The sequence below is a fragment of the Hyphomicrobium sp. DMF-1 genome, assembly GCF_027886585.1.
GTDB classification, from domain to species: Bacteria; Pseudomonadota; Alphaproteobacteria; order Rhizobiales; family Hyphomicrobiaceae; genus Hyphomicrobium_C; species Hyphomicrobium_C zavarzinii.
Genome location: NZ_CP115706.1, coordinates 1004944 through 1029120, shown reverse-complemented (window position 1 = coordinate 1029120; position 24177 = coordinate 1004944). Strand labels below are relative to the sequence as shown.

The window sequence follows — 24177 nt, the reverse complement described above, 5'->3', positions numbered from 1 at the left end:
CGACGTTGAGGGCGGAAGGTGACCGTTAAGCCAGAGCGTTCAAATCATCCGACGAAGTTTCACGGCCGTAGATTGCCGAACGTAACGTGTCTGCGACGCTGGGCGCTTCGAGATAGATTACGTTGTTATCGTCATCGAGCATCGGAAGCGGAGAACGTTGAACGTCCGGCTCAAGGTGACCACTGTCCGAAATCTCAAGTACCGCTGCGTCTATGACATAGAGCCAAGTCCGCGTATCGTCCGGAAGACGAACCTGCGTCTTATAGGGGTGCTTCAGATCACCTCTGCGTTCAATCAGCCCTAGGTCTTCGAGCTGTCCCAAGGCATTGCCGCGAGCGAGACGTAACGATTTCCACCCCGCAGCCGTGATACCGAAGCACTGCTTTTTCGTCCCGTTGATCTTCGCGACAAGCCGGAAGCCGAAGCCGCTCCCGTTACGCATCGCATGTTCGAACTTCTCCCGTTCTTCAGCGGTTGGCTTTCCGGACGGATTTTTCGGAAACTTACCGCCGTTGCTCTGAAGGAAGTCTCTAACCGCTACCAGATCCGAAATCTTTGCCAACGATTTGACGCTGCCACGAGCGCGCAGCCAGTCATTGAAGCACTTGCGCACCCCGTCGAATGCCTCCGACTCTCCGAGCGGAAAGATACCGAAGCGCGAAGCCAATCGTGCCGCAACAGCCACAAGTGCGAACTGCTTAGCGATGCGGCGAACTGCGGCGTCCGTCTCATCCGAGAGCAGAAGCGACTCTAGAAATTCGTCGGTACTGGAACGCAGCTCTCTCGCGAAAGCCTCCGGCCCAACCGCGTCAACGTTCCGAACTAGCTGTTCAACGAACGCGGGACCGGCCGTACCACAAGTTTCGTTAGTCGCGTCCGCCAAGTGCTCAGCCAGCGCGCGACCATCCGCGAAGCCGTGCAACTCATCAAAGATGCCGTGAGCCGAGGTGTCGGCCGGTACGTCGAAGTTGCGAACCTCGGTGCCACTGGCCTGACGCTCACGGGGATTTTTTGTCTCCATAATTTCGGCTATCGAGCGCTCGCCGGTACTGAGTACGCAGACCCTCCAATTAGCTTGCTCACGTTCCGAGCCGTCCTTGTTTAGCCGCCCGCGCTCAATGCCGCTCGCAATCGAGTAGGCAACTTTTGCGGGATCTCCGCCCATTTGGCCTTGTTCATCAAGACCGAGACCGATGTACGAGTGCGCAGCGGCTTTCTTTGCCGCGTCTTTGTCCGTCATGTCCCATGCATGATTAAACCCGAGCCCGCCCTCTGCGCCACCCCACACGGAGCCGAAGACATTGAGAGCCGTGCTCTTGCCTACGGAACTATCACCGCGAAGGTTTGCGACGAACGATGTCTGACCGGGAGCGAACTTAAGAAGAGGAGAAGTGACAGCCATTCCGAGCGCAAATATCAGTCGCGAGTTTCCCGACGCATACTTTCCGACTGACGCGCGCCAATCTTCCAGCGTGCCGCGTTCGGCAAGCTTGACCTTCCCAACGTATGCGTTGTCAACGTGGATGCGCTCGCCGTCTCTGGCACCAATAGCTCTGTTGCCAAGGATGAATACATTCCGGTTTGGAAGCCACCCGTAAGACGTGGCCAACGTTAGCCGTGGCGGCTTGATCGCGGAGAGCATGGAAGCAAGGCTTTCCCGGCCTTTCTTCGTGCTCGTCACCCACAGCCCGGCATTCGCGAGCGTCTTTGCGAGTGTCGAGCCACCCGTAGCAATATCGTTGTAAGGAACCCGCGTCGTGACTGGCCGGCCGTACGCGTCAAGGTGTCTGATGTAGAGCGCTCGCTCGCCGGTCATCGGGTCGACAGCTTCGCCGTAGACTGTGAACAAACCGCACAGCGGATTGTAGCTGCCGTCCGAGAAGTAGTCGCCGGCCGCATGGAACTGGCTAACCTCGGCCAGCTCTCTACCCATCTTTGACTTCGCAAGGGAGCCCTCAGGGAAGTAGAGATCGAGCAACATGCTCGCGCCTTTGGCCCAGCGTGTCACATCCTGAATGTCCGGGTCGAAACCGCACCGATAAAGCGCGTCCTGCGCGTTGATTTTTTCGTCAGTTTGTGTAGTATGCATCAGTGTTCTCTCGAAGAATAATGCACCGGTCGCACGGTGCGGCTTAAATCAAAGGCTCTCTCCGTTGGCGCGGCGAGAGCTTTTTGTTTTCGGGTGTGGCGTTTGCCGGCCTAGCGTTTCCGCTTAGGACGTGGGGCTGTGCGCTTCGCCGTCTCACTGGTCACGCGGACCCAACGCACAACGTCATCCGCGTCCCAAAGCCAGGGACGGCGGTGCACCGGCTCGGGGAAGCGCTTGCTATGGACCAGCGAGACAATGAGAGATTGAGAACAGCCGCTCAACGTGGCGGCTTCTGCGACGTTGACGAGCGTCGCGCTTGAGTTGAGATCAGTTGACATTGACTTTCCCTTTAGATTTTGCGGGACGGACGTTTGCCTCCCGAAATATTTCTTGTACGCCGCGGCTGGCACCCACAGAGTTCATGCGGGAGACGCGCTGGTGCTCTGAGTTTTTCATCGCCCACATATGGGCATCGCCGTACACAGCGTACTGAGGGCGGTAGTCGCCAGCCTCGTCTTTCCAGGTCTGGAATTGGCGCAAGAGGGTCTGAACGCCCAACTCATGAGCCCTCTTCTCTGCCGCCTCTTTCCGCTGGCGGGCCTTATCGTCAGCTTCAAATGCGTTGACACGCTCAACCCATGCAGCGGCCTCAACACGCAGGGCTTCGTATTCCGCTTGTGCCGCCGCCTTGAGATCCGCGGTCAGCCGCTTGAGCCTGTCTTCGCGCTGCCGCGGGCTAAGGGTTCGGTCCGCTCGGATTGCACGCGCCATTGCATCCGCAAGCGGCGCATCCCCGAGTTTCCATTTGAAGGTCGTCGCAGCCTTCGCAAGCCGACTCAGCTCTGACCGCGGCAAACCATCGGCTTTGGCCAGCGCAAGCGCCGCAGTGCTCGGCTTAAGGTGCCTCTTGAAGTTCTCCGGGACCAGAGTCTTAGGCTTACTGGTTCGCCTTTTCCGCGGCTCAGGACACACTTCGGCCTCTACAAATATAGGCAGGACCGTCGTCGCAGAATTAGTAGCGACGAGTTGCATATCATCAGGCGAGCTAAGCACGGCGACCACCTGTCGACTCTGAGACCGCCAACGGATGTCCAATTTTCGCCAGCCATTTCGGCTTGCGACCCCTCGAAAAATCACGTGACCGAAGCCACGCCGTAACCTTTTCAAGGTCGTAATAGCCGCGGCGGTCTGGGCCTACCCAAAACGCATCATCAGGAAAGCCGCGAAAGCGCTTCCAAAGCCGGACATTGACCACTGAAATATCAAAGTGGACGGCCAACTGCTCCGCCGTTAAAGCGCTAGCGACCGTTACGTTTTCCATAAAATCCTCTCAAGACAAAAGCCGGCAACCCCAAGCAACCGTTGAACATTCATATTATACTCGTTGCGAGCATTTCAAGGGGTGCGTTGGTGGCGAATAATGGGACCAAAGGACCCGAAAATATGCGGCACCACTTTCCGGTGGTGACAAAATTGGCGTCGAAAAGCCCGTATTTGCTGGGCTTCCGGAGGGTCCGGAGCTGTCACCACTTTTTGCCGGCGATATAAGCCGCTTTTTGAAATCGCGCGAGGCGTTATAAATGTGGTGGTGACAGTGGTGACAGTAGATAGATATAGATAGATATGACTGATTTTATTGGGTTTTTACTGTCACCACTACTGTCACCACCGGCTGATTTTTGGTGGTGACAGGTGGTGACAAAGCTTCTCCCCGGCTCCCCGTTGCCCCCCACATCGCGCGCAGACTCCTAGGAGAGTCGCAGGCGGGCGTTTGCGTTCTTGGCTACATGGGTAGCCGCCGCCCCTCAAAACCCAGCCCAGGACTCGCTACGAGTCAGGAACGGGCATTCTGAGGGGGGAACGACGCCCTACGCGCACGTGTACGCGCGAGGCCGGCCCAAACAAAAAGGGCGGCAGCTCACAGAAAGCCGGCCGCCTCAATGCATCGATGACTCGGAGAACTTACGCGCGAAGCGCCACGACGTTCGACGCTGTGTCTGCCGATTGACCGGTGATCTGGCAGACATGATCGGCCCACGCCTGTAGCGCTGCCCGAACTTGCTTCTCCATTCGAGCGTTCTGCGTGTAGCTCTTCTCCGTCACGCTCTGGTCCTTATGGTTCAGGATCAGGTCGCGGACTTCGCGCGAGACGCCTTCATTCTTGAGCCAGTTGGACACACCACGACGCATGTCGTGTATGGAGATATCGTCTAACTCCATGTCTTCACGAAGCCTGCGCATGGCCATCGTGACGCTTTCGCCGTGGATATGCGGCAGACGAGACGCCTTGCCCGTCTTCACCCGGCTCAGATCGGCGGGGAATATCTGATCTTCAGCCGCACACTTCTCGATAGCTTCCTTGAACAGGGCAGCGGCCTGCTTAGACAAGGGCAGCGTTTGCGTAAGCCCATTCTTGGTTCGGCCTTCAATGACCTTGCCGCGCTTGTTCACGTCGCCTGGGATTACCCACATTGGCGCATCTGTGTCGAGCCCTTGGACTTCAGAGACACGGGCACCGGCTACTTCAGTGCGCCGCTGGCCGGTGAGGATCGACAGCCGAATGATGTACCGCATGGCATCCGAAAGCTTCCCGCCTTCAACACCGTTCCATAGAGCTTTGATTTCGTCGGCAGTCGGTTCGCGGTCACGGGCAAGCTTCTCGCCACGCCTTTTGATATCACGAGCCGGATTGGCTTTCGCGAGCCCTTCTTCGGCCGCCCACGTGTAGACAGCGCTGATAGTCAGGCGCGTGTGGTCGGACTGCGAAGTAGGCTTGTGGCGCACCTTGGTCTCTTTATCGACCTTCACGCGTTTCTCGATTGCCTGACAGATGCTGATAATGTCTTCGCGCGTCACATCGTCGACGAGCTTGGAGCCGATGCGCGGATAGGCGTCCTTCTTCAATGCATACTCGTAGACCTTTCGCGTTGAAGCGGACAGGCGATGGTTCTCAGCGAGGAAGCGCTCAGCCAGCCCTTGGAACTTGAGACCCTGTTGACGGGCTTTGGCTTGCCTAGCCACCACAACAGGGTCCGCCCCTTGGTCGACTTCCGCGCGTCGAGCCACTGCAACTTCGCGGGCTTTCTTCAGCCCGAACTCGCGGCTGTAGTCTCCGAGCTTTAGTTTACGCAGCCGCTCGCCCGTTTTAGGGACATAGAAGAGATACCAAGCGTGATTGCCGCTCGGCTGCGTGACAAACACGAGTCCCTTAGTGGTCGTGTCCCGCCATTCCTTTTGCGGCTGATTGAGCGACTTTTTGACTATCGCCGCAAGCTCGCCGTCCGTTGAAAAGTTATTTGTGCTGACCCTCGGCATTTGCAGCCCTCGCTGAATGATCTTCAGGTCAATGATGCCAGGAACACCACATCACAGTCAACAATTCCTGGTATTCCCCTGGCATTCATTGCTGATCATCCCTGGCCCTACCGGTTGACAAAAGGAAAACCTAATATGAGACCAGGATAGGCCAACTACATATGTTGCATATATAATTTATGCGTGGTTGCAGAAATGCAGATCGTGTCGAAAAGTCCACAAAGGATCAGATCATAAGTCTCATAACCTGAAGGTCGTAGGTTCAAATCCTACTCCCGCAACCAACATCCTCTACAAATCCATCTTCTAAAATACGGACCGAGCCTGCCTGCGCCGAGCGATGCTGTCGCGTCCTCCGGCCGTGTCGGCCGCTGCGCCACGGCGGAGCGGGAGGCTAGGCGATATCGCCGAGCTGGCGCGTCACATCGCGCGGTGCGTTCGCCTCTACCAGCACCTCGCGCGGAGCCGCATGGCTGATGAAGTGGATGGGGCTGGCGGTCAGCCCATACGCCCCGCTGTTGTGGACGGCGATGAGGTCGCCTTCCTCGATCCTGGGCAGCACGACGCCATTGGCGAGCCGGTCGATCGACGTACAGAGCGGGCCCACGAGGTCGATCTTCTCTGCGGGATCTCCGCCGCCAACCTTGTGCATGGCGTAGTTGCGGTGGATCACCATCCCGAAGTGACCGGAAGCCGGCAGGTGATTGTTCATGCCGCCATCGCAAATGCCGATGCGGTTCCCGCGCGACTCCTTGACGGAAATGACACGCGTCACGAAGTAGCCGGCCTCACCCACCAGATAGCGGCCAAGCTCCAGAACGAGCTGGGTGCTTGCAAAGCGCGCCTCACCCTTCAAGGCGTCGAGATCGCCGATGATGCCGCCCGCGACCGCGGCGAGATCGAGCGGCTTGTCCCCATCGTGATAGGGAATGCCGAGCCCCGATCCGAACACCAGCTTTTCCGGCGCGAGATCGTAGCGGTCACAGACCTCGCGGAAAATCGAAAGGAAGGTGCGGTAGTTCTCAGCGATCGCATCGGGCTTGAGGCATTGCGTGCCGGAGTAGATGTGCAGCCCCGTGACGCGCAGGTTGGGAAGCGCCAGGATTTTCGGAAACGCCTCGTAGATCTCCTCCACGTCGATGCCGAATGCGCTCGGCCGTCCCGCCATCTGGTCGCCGAACCCTTTGGGCACGCGCGAGGGCGCAATACGCACCAGAACATGCTGAACGCGCCCGAGCGAACCCGCGATCCGGTCCGCCGCAATCGCCTCGCGAACCGACTCGAGAACCAGCTCGCCGAGACCACCCTCGATGGCCTCCTTGAGCTCGAAGCAGCGCTTGCCGGGGCCGGTGAAGCTCGCACGCGCGGGCTCCCACCCGGCCTGCGTTCCGAGCCGGAACTCGCCGATCGACGACACGTCGAGAAATGCGACATGATCCTTGAGCCAGCCGAGCAACGCCGGATTGGGGTTGCTCTTCGCGGCATAGCTGAGCGCGAAGCGGCCGCCGAACGCGGCCTGCAAGGCCGCCGCCCGTGCCACGATGGGCTCCGTGAAATAGACGAACGACGGCGTGCCGATCGACGTAGCGACGCACAGGAGGCATTCGTCGACGGAAGCGCCGCTCATATCACTGCTGGCTTTCTGCAAATCTCAGGATGCGCTGAGCGGAATCGAAATTCTCGAGCGTGACGTCTTCGGGACGCACACGCACCCCTGCCGTCTCCTCGACGAAGGTGATGAGCTGTAGCATCGCGACGGAATCGAGCGCGCCGGAGGAGAACAGCTCGCTCTCGAGGCTCACGTCGCCATCCACGTTGAGCGTGTCCTTGAGGAATGAAAGAAGTTGCGTTTCAGTCAAAGTCATTGTGTCCACTCGAGTGCCCTTCACTCACCAGTTTGACGAATAGATCAGACGCTGGCGCCCGAAAGCGCCTCTTGCCTGGAAATACGCTCCTTGCAGCTTCGGATCACGTCGGGCCGCGCCAGCTTGCCGCTGGACGTGCGCGGCATGGCCGTGTCCCACACATGGATCGAGCGCGGGATCATGTAGTGTGGCATGGCGATCCGGCAATGCTTGAGCAAGGCCGCCTCGTCGAAGCCCGCGAGCGGCGTGACGGCGACATGCACCACCTCGCCCAGATCGTCGTCGCTCACACCGAAAGCAACCGCCTCGCCCACGAGCCCGCTCCGGTAGATCAGATCCTCGACCTCGTCGGGACTCAACCGGAACCCGCTGGTCTTGATCATGGCGTCGTTGCGCCCGACGAACCAGAGATCACCATCCGCGTCGACCAGAACGGTATCGCCGCTGTAGACGACCGGCTCGGCACCTATCAGATCCATAAGCTCCGGACAAGGACGGATCTTCTCGCTCGTGATCTCCGGCTTCCCCCAATAGCCGAGGCTCACGAGAGGACCGCGATGGACGAGTTCGCCCTGCTCCCCCGGCCCCGCGACACCCTCGCCGGGCTTGATCACGTAGATCTCTGATCCGGGAATGGCCCGGCCGATCGAGCCCATCTTCGCCCTGAACTTCTGGGGCGCGAGATAGGTTGAGCGGAACGCCTCCGTCAGGCCGTACATGAGGTAGATGTCGACGTCCGGAAACACATCCGGCATGCGCTCGAGAATATTGAGCGGGATCTTTCCGCCCGAGTTGGTGATCCGCCGCAGCATCGGAAGGTTCGCGGGCTTCTCGTCGAGTAGCCGCACGATCTGGTTCCAGAGCGGCGGCACCGCCGCGACGCCGGTGATTTCATAGCGCTGGATCGCCTGCACGATCTCGGTCGCCATCGCGACCGGCTGATGCACCACCGTGCCGCCCATCAGCATCATCGTAGTGAGCTGGTTGAGGCCGTAATCGAAGCTGTAAGGCAACACGCTGAGCAGGCGGTCGTCCTCGGCAAGCTGGAGATAGCGCGCGACCGACCTTGCGCCAGCCACGATGTTGCGATGGCTCAACATCACGCCCTTGGGCTTGCCGGTCGATCCCGAGGTGTAGATGATCATCGCGAGTTCGGTCTCGAGACGCGCCACCTCCGGCGTGCTCGGGTTCGCCGCCGTGGCAGTCCACCCGTCGAAACGCGCGTCGTCCGGCGCATCACCGAGAACGAGCACACGCGCGACGGAGGCAGGAAGCGCACTACGCGCCAGCGCCTTCGCCGGACGCGGGTCCATGATGATCAGACGCGCTTCGCAGTCGTCCGCCACATAGCCGAGCTGCTCGATCGTCCATTGCGTGTTCACGTTGACGACCACCGCCCCGATCTTCGAGACGGCGAACATCGCCGTAACCTCGGCGATGCTCTTGCGCAGGTGCACGATCACCCGGTCTCCCGGCTTTATGTCCTGCGCCTTGAGATAAGCCGCGATGCGGTCGACCTCTGAGGACACCTCCTCGTAGGTCGCGGAACGGTCGGCATCCACCAAAGCCTGCTTGTGCGGACGAACCTCCAGGTTGTCCGCGAGAAGGTGATAGAAAGTCGTTGTCAGCGCGTTCACGACAAACTCTCCGGGAAGTCTTTCATCCCGCAATCGCTCTATCCCTGGCCGGCGCTTTGAGCACGGTCCTTCTTGGGAAACGGAGTGAGACGAGGATAAATTTTTGCGGGCGAGCCGACCACGATGGAATCCGAGGGAACATTCGTCGTTACCGCCGTGTTGGCGGCAATACGCACCCGGTCCCCGATCTTGATGCCGCCGAGCACCGTCGAGTTGACGCCGATGAAAACATCATCGCCGATCACGGGCGTACCCGGCCCCATATTGGTGCCGATCGTCACGTTGTGCATCACGCCGAGCCGCTTTCCGATCACCACCTCCGGATGGATCGAAAGCGAGCCCTCCGCATGGATGATGTGAAAATCGTCGCCGATGGTCACCTGCGGCGGAATCCAGATTTTGGTAACGTTCGCGACAACGACATTGATCGCGCCATAGATCTTCTGTGCGACGCGCCGCGCGATTGGATTGGGCAATTCGATCGCCCAGCGCCCGAAACGATAGACCAGAAGCGAGACGAAGGCGGCATTGAGAGCCGAGCGTCCATGCCGCTCGTAATCTCCCCGCACCAGATTCAAAAATTTCACGGACATTTCCCACAGGCTCCCGGTGAGAAAAGCCCCCAGCATGCGTGATGGTCATGCGGAACAATCATGTGTCGGCGCAGCCCTCGACCGCCTGAATTATCTGGAGCCCGCTTCTGCCGGACAGCCAAGAACGACAGCCCACTCAAGCCCCAGGTCATTTCCATGATATGACAATTGGGAGTACTTTTATGAGAAACAGGATTCTGTAACTTCTGTTTCGGGAAATGAAGTAAACGGCCGCAGAGATTGGCGCCATGTACGCCGGAAATACCAGGGAAACGCCGTTAACATTCTGCCCAAAATTGAGGCGCGCGATCAGCCCGAAACGAGATCCAGAGTTCGCTGGATCTCTCCGGCGTCCGCGATGAACTCGTTCTCCCCGCCCGTAGCGACCACGAACGCGAACGTCTGACCCTGCCGGTCGGTGATCACCTTCAGCGCCGAGACCGCCCGCTCCGGAGGTTGTACGACGAACAGCGTCGCATCGGGCGGCATGACGAGTAGGCCGTGGACGAGATGACTGCCCTCGACGCCCGCCACGACCCGCGCGCCCGCACAAGCCGAAACGATCTCCTCCACCGGCGCCATCGACGGATCGAGAATGCGAAATCCCCGTTTTGACGCGAGTTCCTCCGCGATTGCGCGCTCGTTTGCGAGCACCCGGCGCATGCCCGTGCTCCCGCGCAGCAGAAAGACGCCGGCGTGAGCGTCATGAGGAATGCCGGCAATCACCCGCTCCCGGAATTGATCGGCGCGCGCCTTCTTGTGGCTATTCTGGGAGAGATCTCGAAACAGGATCAGATGCTCGAAATGCGCGCGATTGATGCGGCGCGGCTTGATCCCGAGCTTGCTTTCATAGGTTGGAACGTGCCCGCCCGTGGTCATGGTCGTGGTGACCGGCGCGCCGTACTTTTCAGCCAGGCGATAGGTCAGGCAATCGTCCGAGAGCCAGGAGCCGAACCAGGTGTTGCCAACCCAGCTTTCATAGAGCGCCCCGCTTACGACCTCCCGCGGCTGAAGATACGCGGGCCATTTGCTGTGGCGAGGCCTCAGATGCTTGATGGCGCCCGACGCGTAGAGAACGCCATCCACCAGGTCCACATCCTTGAGGCGGAACCCGAGCGTGTCTTCCTGAACGGCGTCGTATCCGCCACGAAAATCGCGCACGACGCTCGCGACCGACCCGAACTCGGCCTCGCGGATGCGCTCGATTTGCCCAGGCAGGAATTTGGCGGGCGGGATGAAGCGGGTTTCACTTGGCGCCACCACCCACCGCTCGACCGCAGCGGATTCGATCTCCGCCTGCGGCAGGCCACAGGCTTGCTTCAGCGCGTGCAAGGCGGGACGGAACGAGATCAAGGCAGAAACTCCGGCGTCAGGACCTCGCGCAAAGCGCAAGACCGATCAGACCAGAGAAGGCTTTGCCGTCGTCCGGCAAGCCTTTGATCGTTATTATATTAATTTAACTCCGGAGACCCCGCTCCATGGCCGGCTGGCCCACTCCCGCGCTTCAGAAGCGCTCGCCTTGCCTATGACACGGGCCTGGACCAGGATCGCGGTAAACCCTACTTTGTGAACCTGGATACGGCGCGTTGCGAGCGTGCCATCCGCCAAAACCCCGACACCCCCGTCGCCGCACCCACGGAGCCTAGCCTGCCGATCGCCCGAACATTGCTGGCATCACTGGCGCTGTTCGTCGCAACCTGGATTGCGGCGGGATCGACGCCTGCTTGCGCGGATGAATTCCGATCCTGGCAGGCGGCCACGGGCTACGAGCGCCCGCTCCATAAACCGCGGCACGCCGAGCAGGGCGAGGACACCAGCGACGAGGACACCCCCGTCGCAACCTGCCATCGCCTGCACACGATGAAGCCGGCAACGCAGCCGCCCGCAGTTCCGTGCCCAAAACCGTCTCGCGCCGCTGAAGGGGTTCAGCCGGGCGCGTCGTCGCTGCTTGGCACGCTGACCTATCACCTCCGCGAGACGAGCAACGCACCGCGAGCCCCTCCGCGCGCCGCCTGATCCGCTCGCCTGCGCAAGCCGACGACAATCCGGCAACCGCGTCTCGCCCGCCGAGATCGCTCGCAGCCTCCCGTCTGCGGCATGCGCAAGGCCATATCGCCAACCTCACCCTTTCAAGCCAACGGACACATTCCATGCTCACAATCGTCATTTGGGGCGCCATCGCTTTTTCAGCCGCGATCGCTGGTGCCATCCTCGCAAAGAACAGAAACCGAAATCTCTCGTCGTGGTCAGCCTGGTGCCTTCTGGTGCCCCCGCTCGTCGTCGTGCTTTTCCTTCTGCCGAAGGCCGAACCCGCTCCGCTCTCCGCCCGCAAGTCTCCCGGACTCGGAGGAAGGAAAGGGCGTCATGACAACTGACAACCGGCCTCCTGAAGCCGCAAGCAGGCTTCGCGCAGCGACGATGTGGGGGCCGGGCGTCGGCGAGGTGTGGTGGTGGGCGATCCCGCTCGCGACAGCCGCGATCGTCATGGCCGTTGCGACGTTCGCACCCGCGTTTTACGAGACACACGTCCTGCCCGAGCACGTCGGATACCTGGAACGCCTGCATTTCCTAATGCCGGCGGCAGGCGCCGTCATATGCTTCAAGCTATTGACGATGGAGCAAGTCCGGCGCCTGACCTATTTGCGCGCCGCGATCATCGTCTTCGCGATCGCCTGCATCTATATCGCAGGCGAAGAGGAAAGCTGGGGCCAGCACCTGTTCCAGTGGCAGACGCCTGAAGCGTGGTCTCAGCACAACCGGCAGGACGAGACCAATCTTCACAACACCTCCTATGTCTTCAACCAGCTACCCCAACTCATCCTGGAGATTGCCATCGTCGCAGGCGGCGTGATCGCGCCCTTCGTGACGAGACGCCACGGCCCTGTAGGAGGCGACCTCATTGCGTTCCTGACACCGCCGTTCGCGATGCTGCCGGTGTCGCTTGGCGCCATCGCGTTCAAGGGGACCGACCGGCTGCAGAAGAACAGCCTGATCTCTGAGATCATCGCTCGGCCGAGCGAGGTCACCGAGACGTTCTATTACATGTTCATTCTCTTCTATCTGATCATCCTCTACCGGCGTGTGATACGGCTCTGAGCCGATCTCCCTAAAATCCGCATAGCTGCGCGCTCGCGAGGTCCGTCCAATGGGCTTCGCGAGCGCGATCTCTTTGGAGAAAAGGAAGGATCCGAGCACCGGTTGATGGAGATCAAAGTTTGCCTCTCCCCTCGCACCTATACGGACAAGAGTGAGAAGAGTTCGAACGCCGACCGTTCGGGCGTATGCGGTTTCGTGATATCGCGATCCCGACGGACTCACACCGAGGGAGACGAGCCTTGCGATCCGGCGGCGGCATAGGGCTCGATCCTCTTAGAAGGCGAAGCGCACGAAACACGGAGCGAATATCTGAATGGGTGGAGAGACCGTAGTCACAACCGGCAACCAGGGAACGAGCTCGCATTTGCGCCCCTGGCATGCGGAACCGGCCGAAACCCTCTTCAGCGTTTTGCAAACCACAACTGCCGGACTGACGACGGCAGAAGCGGCCCGCCGCCTCAAGACTTATGGGCCCAATAGCCTCCCCGAGCCCGCGCGGCGCCATCCCCTGCTCCGCTTCCTGGCACAGTTCAACAACGTCCTGATCTACTTCCTTCTGATGGCCGCCGTGGCCGCTTGGATTCTTGGCCACTACATCGACGCCTCGGTGATCGTCGCCGTCGTCACCATCAACGCCATCGTCGGCTTCATCCAGGAGGACAAGGCTGAGAAGGCGCTCACCGCCATCCGCAAAATGATCTCGCCCCATGCCAATGCCTGGCGCGACGGCCACCGCACCAGCATTCCGGTAGCCGGCCTCGTTCCGGGAGACGTCGTGCTTATCGAGGCGGGAGATCGCGTACCCGCCGATCTGCGCCTCATACGCGTGCGCGGATTGCTGATCGACGAAGCCATGCTCACCGGCGAATCCGTCACGGCAGAGAAACGCGAGGGCATCGTTGCCACGGACGCCCCCCTCGGCGATCGCACTGGTATGGCCTACTCAGGCACGCTCGTCGCCGCGGGCCAGGGAACGGGAGTCGTGGTGGCCACAGGCGGCGAAACCGAGATAGGCCACATCAGCGCGCTGATCCAGGGCGTCGAGCTGCTCACGACACCTCTGCTTCGCCAGATCAACCGCTTCGGAGAGCGCTTCACCTGGGTCGCGATTACCGCCGCCGCGCTTCTCTTCGCGTTCGCCACGCTCCTGCGTGACTACCCGTGGCCTGATGCCTTGATCGCCGTCGTAGCCCTGGCAGTCGGCGTGGTGCCGGAAGGGTTGCCGGCCGTGATCACCATCACGCTCGCCATCGGCGTGCAGCGCATGGCGGCCCGCAATGCCGTGATCCGCCGCCTCCCCGCCGTGGAAACGCTCGGCGCAACCTCCGTCATCTGCTCCGACAAGACCGGCACCCTCACGCGCAACGAGATGACGGCGCGCAGGATCGTGACACCGGACTATGCCCTCCTCGTCAGCGGCTCGGGCTATGAGCCCGTGGGCGACCTCACGGCACTCGACGGCGATGACGACGTCGCAGCGCTCGAAGCCGCCGCGCCGCTCATTCGCTCGGGCCTGCTCTGCAACGATGCGCACCTTCGCCATGCGGACGGGCATTGGGGTGTGGAGGGCGATCCCATGGAGGGCGCGCTCGTCGCGCTCGCCATGAAGGCCGGGCTCAACCCGGAGCACGTGCGCGCCGAGTGGCCGCGCGCCGACGAGATCCCTTTCGACGCGCAGCATCGCTTCATGGCCACCCGCCATGCCACGGCGGCAAGCGTCTCGCCCGCTCCCACCACGCCGAACCACGGAACGAAGCACCATCACGGCGACGCGATCTTCGTGAAGGGTGCTCCGGAAGCGCTCCTGGCCATGTGCTCGGCCGAAGCCACCGCGTCCGGCGCCACCCAGCCCCTCGATCCCGCCTACTGGAGCGAGGAGATCGCCCGCGCCGCAGCGGAAGGCGAGCGGGTTCTTGGCTTCGCCATGAAGCACCCGGAAGGCACGGACCAGTGCCTCACGTTCGCGGACGTCGAGCACGGCCTCGTATTTCTCGGCATCGTCGGCTTTATCGATCCCCCGCGCGACGAGGTGATCGACGCCATCGCCGAATGCCGCTCCGCCGGCATTGGCGTCAAGATGATCACAGGCGACCACGCGGCAACGGCATCCGCTATCGCACGCCAGCTCGGCCTCGCGAGCACGGCCGAAGTCGTCACCGGCGCCGAGCTTGACAAGGCAACGGACGACGAGCTGCGGACCATCGCCACCCGCACGCAGGTATTTGCCCGCACGAACCCCGAGCACAAGCTTCGCATCGTGCGCGCGCTGCAATCAACCGGCGCGATCGTCGCCATGACCGGAGACGGCGTCAACGATGCCCCCGCCCTCAAGCAGGCAGACGTCGGCATCGCCATGGGCCGGAAAGGCACCGAGGCCGCGAAGGAAGCCTCCGAGATGGTGCTGCTGGACGACAATTTCGTCTCGATCGTCTCGGCCGTGCACGAAGGACGCACGGTTTACGACAACATCCGCAAGGTAATTGCCTGGACCATCCCGACCAACGGCGGCGAGGCTCTGACGGTGATCGCGGCCATTCTGTTCGGCTTCACCATGCCGATGACGCCGGCCCAGATCCTCTGGATCAATCTCATCCTGACGGTGACGCTGGGGCTCGTGCTGGCGTTCGAGCCGACCGAGCCCGGTGTCATGAGCCGCCCTCCACGCCGCTCCAACGCGCCGCTCCTCTCTCAATTCCTCGTCTGGCGCATCTTCTTCGTCTCGGCCCTTTTCACCATCGGCGCGCTTGCAATCTTCTTCTATGCCCTCAATCGCGGGCTCGGCATCGAGATGGCTCGCACGATGGTAGTCAACGTCGTCGTTGTGTTCGAGATCTTCTACCTCTTCAACGTGCGCTATCTGCACATGACGTCGTTTACCTTCCGAGGCACCATGGGCACCCCGCCCGTGCTGCTCGCCCTTGCCGCGGTCGTCATCGCGCAGCTCGCGTTCACCTACGCACCCTTCATGCAGGAGCTGTTCGACACGCGTCCCATCGCTTTCGCCGATGGCATTGTCATCGCGGGTGCGGGCGTCCTGCTCATGGTCATTCTGGAGATGGAAAAGATCATCCTGCGCCGCCTCCAGATCTTCGACGGACTTGACCCCGAGGTGGTCACCGTAGATCCCCATCAGCCGGCGACCCGGAAGGCCGGCTGAGCCCTCGCGCAAAGCCCGGGTTCAAGCCGCGGGATCCCCGAGCCAGCGCGCAAAGAAATAGTTGTGAAAGGCAGGAACCGTTTTCGCGGTCCGGAATTTAGTGCGAATGTCTCGCTCCTGAGGCATCCCAATGAATTCAAGTGAGATCGCGTTGACGACTGGCTCCGCCCGTGCACTTGACCAGGTTGGGGTGGGCATCACCTATTTCCTGCTGGCTAAGGGCGGAATGCTGCTTGCAGCGGCACATCCGAGCGCCAGCGCCATCTGGCCGGCGGCGGGCTTGGCTCTGGCTGCTATCCTGATATGGGGCTTGAGAATTTCGCCCGCGATCTTTGTCGCGGCCTTCCTCGCCGACTTTACCACCACCGGCACCGTGGCGCCGTCCCTCGCTATCGCCGCCGGCAATACGCTCGAAGCCATCGCCGCCGGGCTCCTCATCAATCGCTTTTCCGGTGGCATCCGCACCTTCGACACCGCCCCGGGCATTGCCGTCTTCGCGCTCGTCGTCGCTCTAATCTCGACCCCCATCAGCGCAACCGTTGGCGTGGGCGCGCTCCAAGTTGCAGAGGGCACGCTTTCGCAATCAGCCCCCTCGCTTTGGTTGACATGGTGGCTCGGCAATCTTGCCGGCGCAGTGCTCGTCGCGCCGGCTATCGTCCTCTTCCTGCGCGACCCCCTGGCATCGGGTGAGCTTCGTCCGCTGCTGCAAATCCTGGCGATCGCCTTCCTGGCAGGCGTCATCGCCTTCAGCCCGGCATTGGCGGCGTGGCTCGATCGCGGGCTCCTGGCGTTCATCGCCCTCATCCCGCTTCTGTGGGCCGCGCTCTACCAGAGCCCGCGCAACACCGCCGCCGTGGCGCTCGTTCTCGCCGCCGGCATGATTTGGGCCACGCTCGCCGGAAGCAACGCCTTGAGCCCCCTCTTTCTCAACAATGCCCTGCTGACCGGACTCGTCTTCCTGGCCAGCATCGCACTTCCGAGCCTCGCCTTGTCCGCCGAGAGGCGCTCCAAGCCCAACGAGCAGAAGTTGGCTCTCGCGGACTACGAGGAGACGAGCGGTGCCAGCGAGGCAAAGGACGGCGATACCGGCCTGCGTGAAAGCGAAGATCAGCTCCAGCGCCTGATCAACGGTATTCACGACTACGCCATCTTCATGCTCGACCCGCAGGGCCGCATCGTGAGCTGGAACGCAGGCGCCGCCCGCATCAAGCAATACACCCGCGAGCAGGCGCTCGGTAAGCACGTGAGCATGTTCTACACGCCCGAGGACAAGGCGATCGATCTCCCCGGCACAGCCCTGAAAACGGCCGCCCGCGAGGGACGCTACGAAGGCGAAGGCTGGCGGCAGCGCCAGGATGGAACGCGCTTCTGGGCCAACGTCGTGATCGACGCCATCCACGATTCCCACGGCAACATCGTCGGCTTCGGCAAGATCACGCGGGACGTGACGGAAAAGCGCGAAGCGATGCTCGCCTTGGAGAAAGCGCGCGATCAGCTCGCCCAGGCCCAGAAGATGGAAACCATCGGACAAGTGACGGGGGGCGTCGCGCACGACTTCAACAACCTGCTCGCCGCCATCATCTCGAGCCTTCGCCTGCTCGAAAAGAAGCTTCCCGCCGAGCCGCAATCGAAACGGCTGCTCGACAATGCCTTGAGCGCGGCCGAACGGGGCGCCTCCCTCACACAGCGCCTTCTGACGTTCGCGCGCAGGCAGGACCTTAAGCCCGAAACCGTCGACATTCAGAAGCTTATCGCCGGAATGACCGAGCTTCTTCGCCGTTCGATCGGCCCCTCCATCGCCATTACGACGAGATTACATAGCGACCGCACGATGGCGACCGTCGATCCCACACAATTCGAGCTCGCCCTCTTCAATCTTGCACTCAACGCCCGCGACGCCATGCCGAGCGGCGGATCGCTGACCATCGAGATCAGCGACGAGATCGTGACGCAGAGCCTGCCGGGCACCGAGCTCAAACCCGGCCGTTTCGTGTTGATTGAGGTCACGGATACGGGCACCGGCATGGACGCCGATACGCTGCGCCGCGCCATAGAGCCGTTCTTCACGACCAAAGGCATCGGCAAGGGAACTGGACTGGGACTCTCCATGGTGCAAGGCCTGGCCGCACAATCCGGCGGGTCCATGAAAATCGAGAGCGAGGTCGGCAAAGGCACCACCGTGAGCGTATGGATACCCGCATCCGACGGTGAAGCGACCCTCCCCTCGCCGCCCGAGCCCGATATGTACGAGGCCGTCAAGGAATGCCAGGTCCTCGTTGTCGACGACGATCCGCTCGTATCCATGGGCACCGTCGCCATGCTCGAGGATCTCGGCTATCGCACCATTGAGGTCTCGTCCGGCCGAAAGGCACTCACCGTTCTCGACTCCGGCGCACCCGTCGACATCGTGATCACCGATCAGGCCATGCCCGGCATGACAGGCATAGAGCTCGTTGCGAAAATCCGCGAGCAACGGCCCGACATGCCGATCATTCTGGCGACGGGCTGGGCCGACCTGCCGGAAAACGCCATGCCGGATCTGTTCCGTCTTTCGAAGCCCTACCGGCAGGAAGAGCTGGCACGAGCGATCAATCGCGTGCTGAGCGAGCGCGGACAGGAAGTCTGAGCGGCGATCTCTGGCCTCGCGCCACTCGCGATCCATCTATCCAGCCAGCACGGCCCCGCCGCACCGGATACCGTTCACCTGCACATCGACTTCGCCCAGGCGCACGCCCACGAGTTGAAGAAGAGGCACCAGCAGAGCATCGAGCGTCGAAGTGACGGGCGTCAGCGCCGCAAGAACCACGCCTTTAACGGCGGAGACCGAGAGGCCAACGCCGAGGCCCAGAATGTCGACGTGAAGGTCCATCGTTTGCAAAAGATGCGAGGTCAGCGAAGAGAGAAAGTCGCGAACCTCCGCGCTCTTTATCACGTGCCCGTTCACATCGCTCATGGTGAAAGTGAGATCCGTCGCCGACGTGTTGCTCATCTGTGTGTAAGCGCTCCCCGTTACCTTCACCAGCAATGCCTGCACGATGGTGCCGCTCGTCACGGGAACGCTCGACCCGAAGGAGGAAAGCCCGCCCGGGGCGACATCGCCGATCCAGGCCCTCGCTGCCGCGGGACGCGCCTCCACGGTCGCTTGCGCGTTGGAGGCTCCCCCCGTGCACGCAAGGCTCTTCAAGCGCGCCTCGGCGCTCGCGATCTCGAGGTAGAGAGGCAGCCTGATCCGAACCCCGCTCAGGATCCCGCTTCCGCCGACTTCCGCGAGCAGCCGGAGCCGCGTCTGCGCCGTGCGCACGATCGCGCCGGGCTGCCCCACCGCGACCCAGCCCGAATGCTGGGCCGCTTCGCCGATGGCGATATCGACCTTGAGGCTGAGCAGACCTGGAATGGTCGTGCCGAGGTTCACCGCGACCTGCTTGTTCCCGTTGGCGAGCGAAGCAAGCGCCGTAACGAGAGACATTGCGTTGACGTCCGCCGCCAGCCCCGCCTGTGGCTGTCCGACCGCGGCTTGCGCCAGGGGTCCGAGATCGACCAGCGAGTGCAATGGCACCGTGACGGAGGCATTAGCCTGGCCCAGCAGCACGGTTGCCGCTTGAGCTGCTTGCGACTGACCGCTCGAAGCCGCGGCCTTGGCCAACGCGGAGAGAACTTGTCCCACCGTCGCGTTCGCATTGAGCACGTCGCTGTAGGTCCCCGCCGTCACGCCGACCTCCGTCGACAACGCCGAGAGAAAGCTCAACAGCGAGACGTTCCCGTTGAGAAGAGCCTGATAGTCCATCACCGAAAGAGAGACGTTGCCGCCGAGCAACGCGCCGAGAATGGCATTCGACAGTCCGCCCTGAACCGAAGCCAATCGGCTGCCGATGGAGAACGTCGCCTGCGCATCCGCAGTACCGATCGCCGACACAGAAATCTCGGGCTCCGGCATGAACGACTTCGCGAAATAGAGCTGTCCCCCCATCGCCACATTGAGGCGAACTGCATTGAAAGGCTGCTTGCCGGCCTCGAAACGCCTCTCGTGCGACAGCGCCGGATCCATCTCGTAACGCCCCTTGATCACATCGAGCGAGCGGATCGCGCTGAAACCGTTTGCCGCAAGCGTGGCGTGCGCGGCCTCCTGGGCGCGCACAATGTCGCCTGCGGCCGCGATTGCGGCGAGATCCGCCACACCCTGCGCTGTGCGCCGCTCTAGGTAGAGCGATGCGATATCGACCGCGATCGCGCAGCACCCGACGCTGACCGTGAGAAACAGCGCCATCAGAACGCCGATGGAGCCGCGCCGGTTACGGCATATTCTTCTCGCAAATGATTTGAGGGCCACGGGATGCACCTCCTCCTGGGGGACTGAGAAAGGCGGTCAATAGCCGCCGCGCTTGATGACGGCTGTTCGCTCGATGACTTTTCCCGGCAGCGGAACCAGTCCGGAGAGAAGCCAGATCGGCAGATCCTGCGAGTTGAAGGAGACCTTCACCTCGAACTGCGAGGGATCGGCGGCGAGAGGATGCGCCGCAACGGCGATGCGGTCGGCACGCAACAAGGGATAGACCCCGCCACTCGCCGCCACATGCGCACTCGCGATCGATGCCCGCTCCGAATCGTTGAGGCCGCTCACCGACGCACGCGCCGCATCGGCGGCGAGTTGCTGGACGGAGTGCGCAGCTCCGAAATAGAGCCCGTAGGCGAGAAGGCCGCAGAAAAAAATCAACGCCACCGGAAAAATTAGCGCGAACTCCACTGCTGCGGATCCCGCATCGGCTTGCGCCGCATCTCGCACCCGTCTGTGAAAATTACGCATCACACACCCTCGCCATGACATGCGTCACAACCTAGGCGCCTAATGCTAAACGGCGAATAACGGATCGACGGAAAACCATCGATGAAGTCATGACAAACTTATTTTGCTGCTAAAGAGAAGAAGGACATCATTTAAAGAAGAACGCGCATCCACCGTCCGTTGTTGGATGGAGAATGCTCACCCGCGGCGGATCTCCAGACACGCGGCCTTGCTCTCAGTTGAAGCGTACGAGATACCGTTCATTGCGCATGAAGCAGTGCGCCACCCACCACTCGAGCACATCCTCGTGGTCCGAGTAGATGAGGCGATCCAGCCGCAGGAGAGGCGTGCCGGGCGGAACATTGAGGTTCTCTCCGTCCTCCTCACTCGCCATCACGATATCCACGCTCTCGTCCGCGCGCCCCACGAGAATGGCGTTGAGCTGCGCAAGCGCGGAAAGACGATAGCTGCCGAAATCCTCCGGAATGCGCGAAAAGAGCTTCGCAGGCAGTAAACAGATCTCCGACAAGAAGATCTGCCCCTGATGCTCGCGCACGCGATCGACCTTGATCAGCTCATCACCCTTGCGCACACCCATCCGTTCGGCTTCGTGCAGAGACGCCTGAATGCGCGTCACCGACCGCGCACGCTTCTGGCCGGAGATACGGTGACCAGAGAAATCGTGGAACATCGAGAACGGAAAGGTATTTTCAGCAGCCGCATAGTCGTTGACGAAGGTGCCGCGCCCCTGCCGCCGCGTGACGATGCGCTCGACCTCCATGAGGTCCAACGCCTTCCGCACTGTGCCGATGCTGATACCGAGCTGCTGAGCAAGCTGTGTTTCGTTGGGAAGCGTAGCACCCGGCTTCCAGTGACCGACAACGATGCGTTGAACGAGAACGTCGCGAACCTGCAGATAGAGCGGACGAGCCGCAAGGCGTGTTTCCAAATCAGGCATGCCGATCCCCCGAGCTCTTGAGAGCGAGCCTCAGCGACGCTGCGTTCAGCAAACTGACAATCTCACGAAGCGGCCTTTGCTCGTAAAAAGTCTTAGGGGTGAGAACACATTTATGCAACCATAAATTGTATATTTAAACAGCCATTCACTGAGCTTCTTCTTACATTTCGAAAGCATACGGATCGCTGCAGGATGATGGATAACCGTTGCAGGATATGACTTATGAGATAGCGAAGCGGGAATTCGAAATTGCCCGGGGCGCGCGGGCATCCATTCCGCGAGAAGCAGCGGAGATCCCGCGCGAGCAACGGCGCAACTTTAGCTAGAAGCGAAGTTTAGTGGCTTGGATCGAACTTAAGAGCGCGTCACTGATGACGCCCCCCTGCTGTTGGCCGAGCAGGATGGAAGCCGGCGATGAGGACGTCTGCTGATTGTTGACGTCGTAGAGTGCGGTGAAGCGCGCCAGGAATTTCTCGACCTTCGCCGGATCCTTGAAATCGGCAACGTCGAGCCGCTTGGAGATAGCCTTGGCCTGAGTGTCGACCTCCGCCTGCGCGATGCTGTCGGGCAATGCCAGCGCCGTGAGCACCACCTGGAGCAACGCCTTGTCGGCGAGGATGGAGTAGGGAGACACGATGCTGGAAGCCTTGCGCTGGAAGTAGAGCGCAAGCCGCACGCCTTCGTTCTGGCTGCCCGCCTGCTCTTCCATCGTTTGGCGGATGTACATGTCCTGAGTACGGATCCGCTCGTCCTTGTCCTGCGCCTCTCCCAACGCGATACGCTGCGCCTTGCCATCGGCGCCGAAATTGAAGGCAGCCGCCATATCCCGGTACTTGGTGTTAGCGCCCTTGTTCACGAAACTCTTGCTGTCGAACGGATCGCTCGTGAGGATCTGCCTGAGCGTTTGATCCGAGATGCTCTCCTTCTCGAACCCGAACGCCTTCTTGATGTACGCGACGACGCGCGTATCCTTGAGCAGCTCGTCGACGGACGTGATGGTGTCGATCTGCTGGTTGTAGTACTCGCTCTCGGTCTTGCCACGCGCCTGGTCGGCCTCCTCCTTGCCGAGCGTGACGGTGTAGCGGGTGATCGTCTCCGACTTGGAGTGAGTGATCTGCGCGCGGATGGCGCCCTGAGCCTCGCCATCGGTGCCGAAGTTGAAGGCGGCGGCCAGCGCGGTATAGCGGGAATCGCCGAGCTTGTTGGCGAAGCTGTCCCTGTTCGAAAGATCGCTCTTCAGCACTTGCTTGATCTTGGAAGCCGATTCCTGCGTCGGATCCAGATCGAACGCCTTCAGCGCATAATTGTAGAGCTTCGCGTTGGCCAGAAGGTCGTCGACCGACTTCACCTCCGACATGGCGAGCTTGTAGTAGCTGGTCTCCTGCTCCTCGGTGCTCACCACCTTGTTGTCGTAGTTCTCGATATAGCCATCGGCGAAATTATCGAGTTGAGCCGCCGTCTGCGCCGGCACGCCATCGTCCAGCGTACCGTCGGTGTTGAAATTGAAGGCCTCTGCCAGCGTCCGATAGCTGTCCAGCGAATTGGCGAGGCTGTCGGGATCGGAAAGATCGCTGGTCAGAACCTCGCGCAGGGTGAGGGGCGAGAGCAGGATCGGATCCAGCCCCGCGGCGGTCGCGGCGTAGGTCTTCAGGAAATCGTCGTTGACCACATCGTCGACCGACGTGACGCCCGCCATCAGTTCGGCATAAGCCTGGGACTTGAATGCCGCGGCGGCGGGCGAGGTGCCGTTTCCGGTGGCTTCATAGTGCAGAAGGATCGTGTCGCGGCGCTGCGCGGCCGTTTGCGCCGTCTGGCCCGCCGGAACGCTCCCGTCGCTCTCGAAAGAGAATCCGGCGGCAAGCTCGCGATAACGGCTGTCGTTGAGTTTGTTGGCCATGCTGTCCGGATCGGACAGATCGCTCGTCAGCACTTTCTTGATCGTTGCCTCGGACGCGGTGCTGGGATCGATCCCGAAGGACTTGAGTGCGAACGAGAACAGCCGCGAATCCGAAACGAGCTGATCCGCGGTGGTGATCGATCCGATGCGGGCCTGATAGTATTCGACCTCCGCCGCAACCGCGGCGCCCTTGCGCACGCGCTGCTCGGAGTAAAGCCCGACAGTGTCCTCCTCGTCCGAAGCGTCCTGCGCGATGGTCGTGCCGGAGGCGACATCTCCGGTCGTCGTGAAATTGAAGGCCCTGGCAAACGTGATGTAGCGCTGGTCTACGAGCTTGCGCACGAAGCTCTTGTCGTCCGTGAGATCGCTCTCCAGAACCTTCCGCATGAAGGCTTTGGCGTAGGTCATGTCCTCGAGGCCGTACGCCTTCATGGCGTAGGAATAGAGACGCTGATCCTTGAGGAAGTCGTCGACCGACGTAACCTTGCCGATGTTGTCGCGATAGTAGGTCTGCTCCCGCGACACCTGCGGATCCGAGAGCGTGCGCGCGACGCTCTTCGAAAGGTCGGAGGTGTACATCTTGTAGGAGAGGTATGTGGAAACCATTTCGGCTTTCCGAATCGCGCCCAGCCTCTGTGTGTCGCTGAAGCAGATCGCGATCAGGCGCGCGGATGGCCGGAGCACGGCACGACGGGCCACAGGCCGCGAATCACGCAGGCAGCTTGCCGAGCTATAAGGTCAGGAGCTTATGCGAGCCTGCCGCAAATCGCGGGGCGGGCCACCTGGGAGA

General features: G+C 61.4%; 17 protein-coding genes. 4 read left to right on the top strand and 13 right to left on the bottom strand.

Annotated features, from left to right (window positions below):
• Positions 1 to 25: 25 nt before the first annotated feature.
• The 9 genes from PE058_RS04640 to PE058_RS04600 form a co-directional block, all read right to left on the bottom strand.
• Positions 26 to 2089: a DUF927 domain-containing protein gene (locus tag PE058_RS04640; protein WP_271029996.1), complete on the bottom strand. Its 2064-nt coding sequence runs from the start codon at positions 2087 to 2089 to the stop codon at positions 26 to 28.
• Positions 2090 to 2416: 327 nt separating this feature from the next.
• Complete coding sequence (locus PE058_RS04635) at positions 2417 to 3151, bottom strand: hypothetical protein (protein WP_271029995.1); 735 nt, start codon at positions 3149 to 3151, stop codon at positions 2417 to 2419.
• Positions 3135 to 3410: a hypothetical protein gene (locus PE058_RS04630; protein ID WP_271029994.1), complete on the bottom strand. Its 276-nt coding sequence runs from the start codon at positions 3408 to 3410 to the stop codon at positions 3135 to 3137. The genes PE058_RS04635 and PE058_RS04630 overlap by 17 nt, the downstream gene beginning before the upstream one ends.
• A gap of 641 nt (positions 3411 to 4051) precedes the next feature.
• Positions 4052 to 5404 carry a tyrosine-type recombinase/integrase gene (locus tag PE058_RS04625; protein ID WP_271029993.1) on the bottom strand — a complete coding sequence of 451 codons (1353 nt, stop codon included), beginning with the start codon at positions 5402 to 5404 and terminating at the stop codon, positions 4052 to 4054.
• Between the two features lie 394 nt (positions 5405 to 5798).
• Complete coding sequence (locus tag PE058_RS04620) at positions 5799 to 7031, bottom strand: type III PLP-dependent enzyme (protein WP_271029992.1); 1233 nt, start codon at positions 7029 to 7031, stop codon at positions 5799 to 5801.
• Between the two features lies 1 nt (position 7032).
• Entirely contained in the window at positions 7033 to 7269 is a 237-nt protein-coding gene (locus PE058_RS04615; protein WP_020084194.1) for an acyl carrier protein, read from the bottom strand.
• Between the two features lie 44 nt (positions 7270 to 7313).
• Positions 7314 to 8906, bottom strand: a complete 1593-nt coding sequence (locus PE058_RS04610) for an AMP-binding protein (protein ID WP_020084193.1) — start codon at positions 8904 to 8906, stop codon at positions 7314 to 7316.
• Between the two features lie 38 nt (positions 8907 to 8944).
• Positions 8945 to 9499: a serine acetyltransferase gene (locus PE058_RS04605; protein ID WP_020084192.1), complete on the bottom strand. Its 555-nt coding sequence runs from the start codon at positions 9497 to 9499 to the stop codon at positions 8945 to 8947.
• Positions 9500 to 9808: 309 nt separating this feature from the next.
• A complete protein-coding gene (locus PE058_RS04600) occupies positions 9809 to 10852 on the bottom strand; it encodes a glycosyltransferase family 61 protein (protein WP_271029991.1) in 1044 nt (347 codons plus the stop codon).
• 312 nt (positions 10853 to 11164) lie between these two features.
• Here PE058_RS04600 and PE058_RS04595 point away from each other — a divergent pair, with 312 nt between their 5' ends.
• The 4 genes from PE058_RS04595 to PE058_RS04580 all read left to right on the top strand — a co-directional run bounded on the left by PE058_RS04595 (position 11165) and on the right by PE058_RS04580 (position 18378).
• Positions 11165 to 11515, top strand: a complete 351-nt coding sequence (locus PE058_RS04595) for a hypothetical protein (RefSeq protein ID WP_020084190.1) — start codon at positions 11165 to 11167, stop codon at positions 11513 to 11515.
• Positions 11516 to 11863: 348 nt separating this feature from the next.
• On the top strand, positions 11864 to 12595 hold the full coding sequence (locus PE058_RS04590; protein ID WP_156827170.1) for a hypothetical protein: 732 nt from the start codon (positions 11864 to 11866) through the stop codon (positions 12593 to 12595).
• Between the two features lie 313 nt (positions 12596 to 12908).
• The gene (locus PE058_RS04585) at positions 12909 to 15752 is read left to right on the top strand and encodes a cation-transporting P-type ATPase (protein WP_271029990.1); all 2844 of its coding nucleotides are present in this window, start codon (positions 12909 to 12911) and stop codon (positions 15750 to 15752) included.
• Between the two features lie 130 nt (positions 15753 to 15882).
• Positions 15883 to 18378: an MASE1 domain-containing protein gene (locus PE058_RS04580; protein WP_271029989.1), complete on the top strand. Its 2496-nt coding sequence runs from the start codon at positions 15883 to 15885 to the stop codon at positions 18376 to 18378.
• 36 nt (positions 18379 to 18414) lie between these two features.
• Here PE058_RS04580 and PE058_RS04575 read toward each other — a convergent pair whose 3' ends face one another.
• The 4 genes from PE058_RS04575 to PE058_RS04560 form a co-directional block, all read right to left on the bottom strand.
• A complete protein-coding gene (locus tag PE058_RS04575) occupies positions 18415 to 20079 on the bottom strand; it encodes a TadG family pilus assembly protein (protein ID WP_156827169.1) in 1665 nt (554 codons plus the stop codon).
• Positions 20080 to 20115: 36 nt separating this feature from the next.
• On the bottom strand, positions 20116 to 20493 hold the full coding sequence (locus PE058_RS04570) for a TadE family protein (RefSeq protein WP_271029988.1): 378 nt from the start codon (positions 20491 to 20493) through the stop codon (positions 20116 to 20118).
• Positions 20494 to 20767: 274 nt separating this feature from the next.
• A complete protein-coding gene (locus tag PE058_RS04565; protein WP_271029987.1) occupies positions 20768 to 21490 on the bottom strand; it encodes a GntR family transcriptional regulator in 723 nt (240 codons plus the stop codon).
• Between the two features lie 322 nt (positions 21491 to 21812).
• Positions 21813 to 23993: a DUF1217 domain-containing protein gene (locus tag PE058_RS04560; RefSeq protein ID WP_020084182.1), complete on the bottom strand. Its 2181-nt coding sequence runs from the start codon at positions 23991 to 23993 to the stop codon at positions 21813 to 21815.
• Positions 23994 to 24177 lie beyond the last annotated feature (184 nt).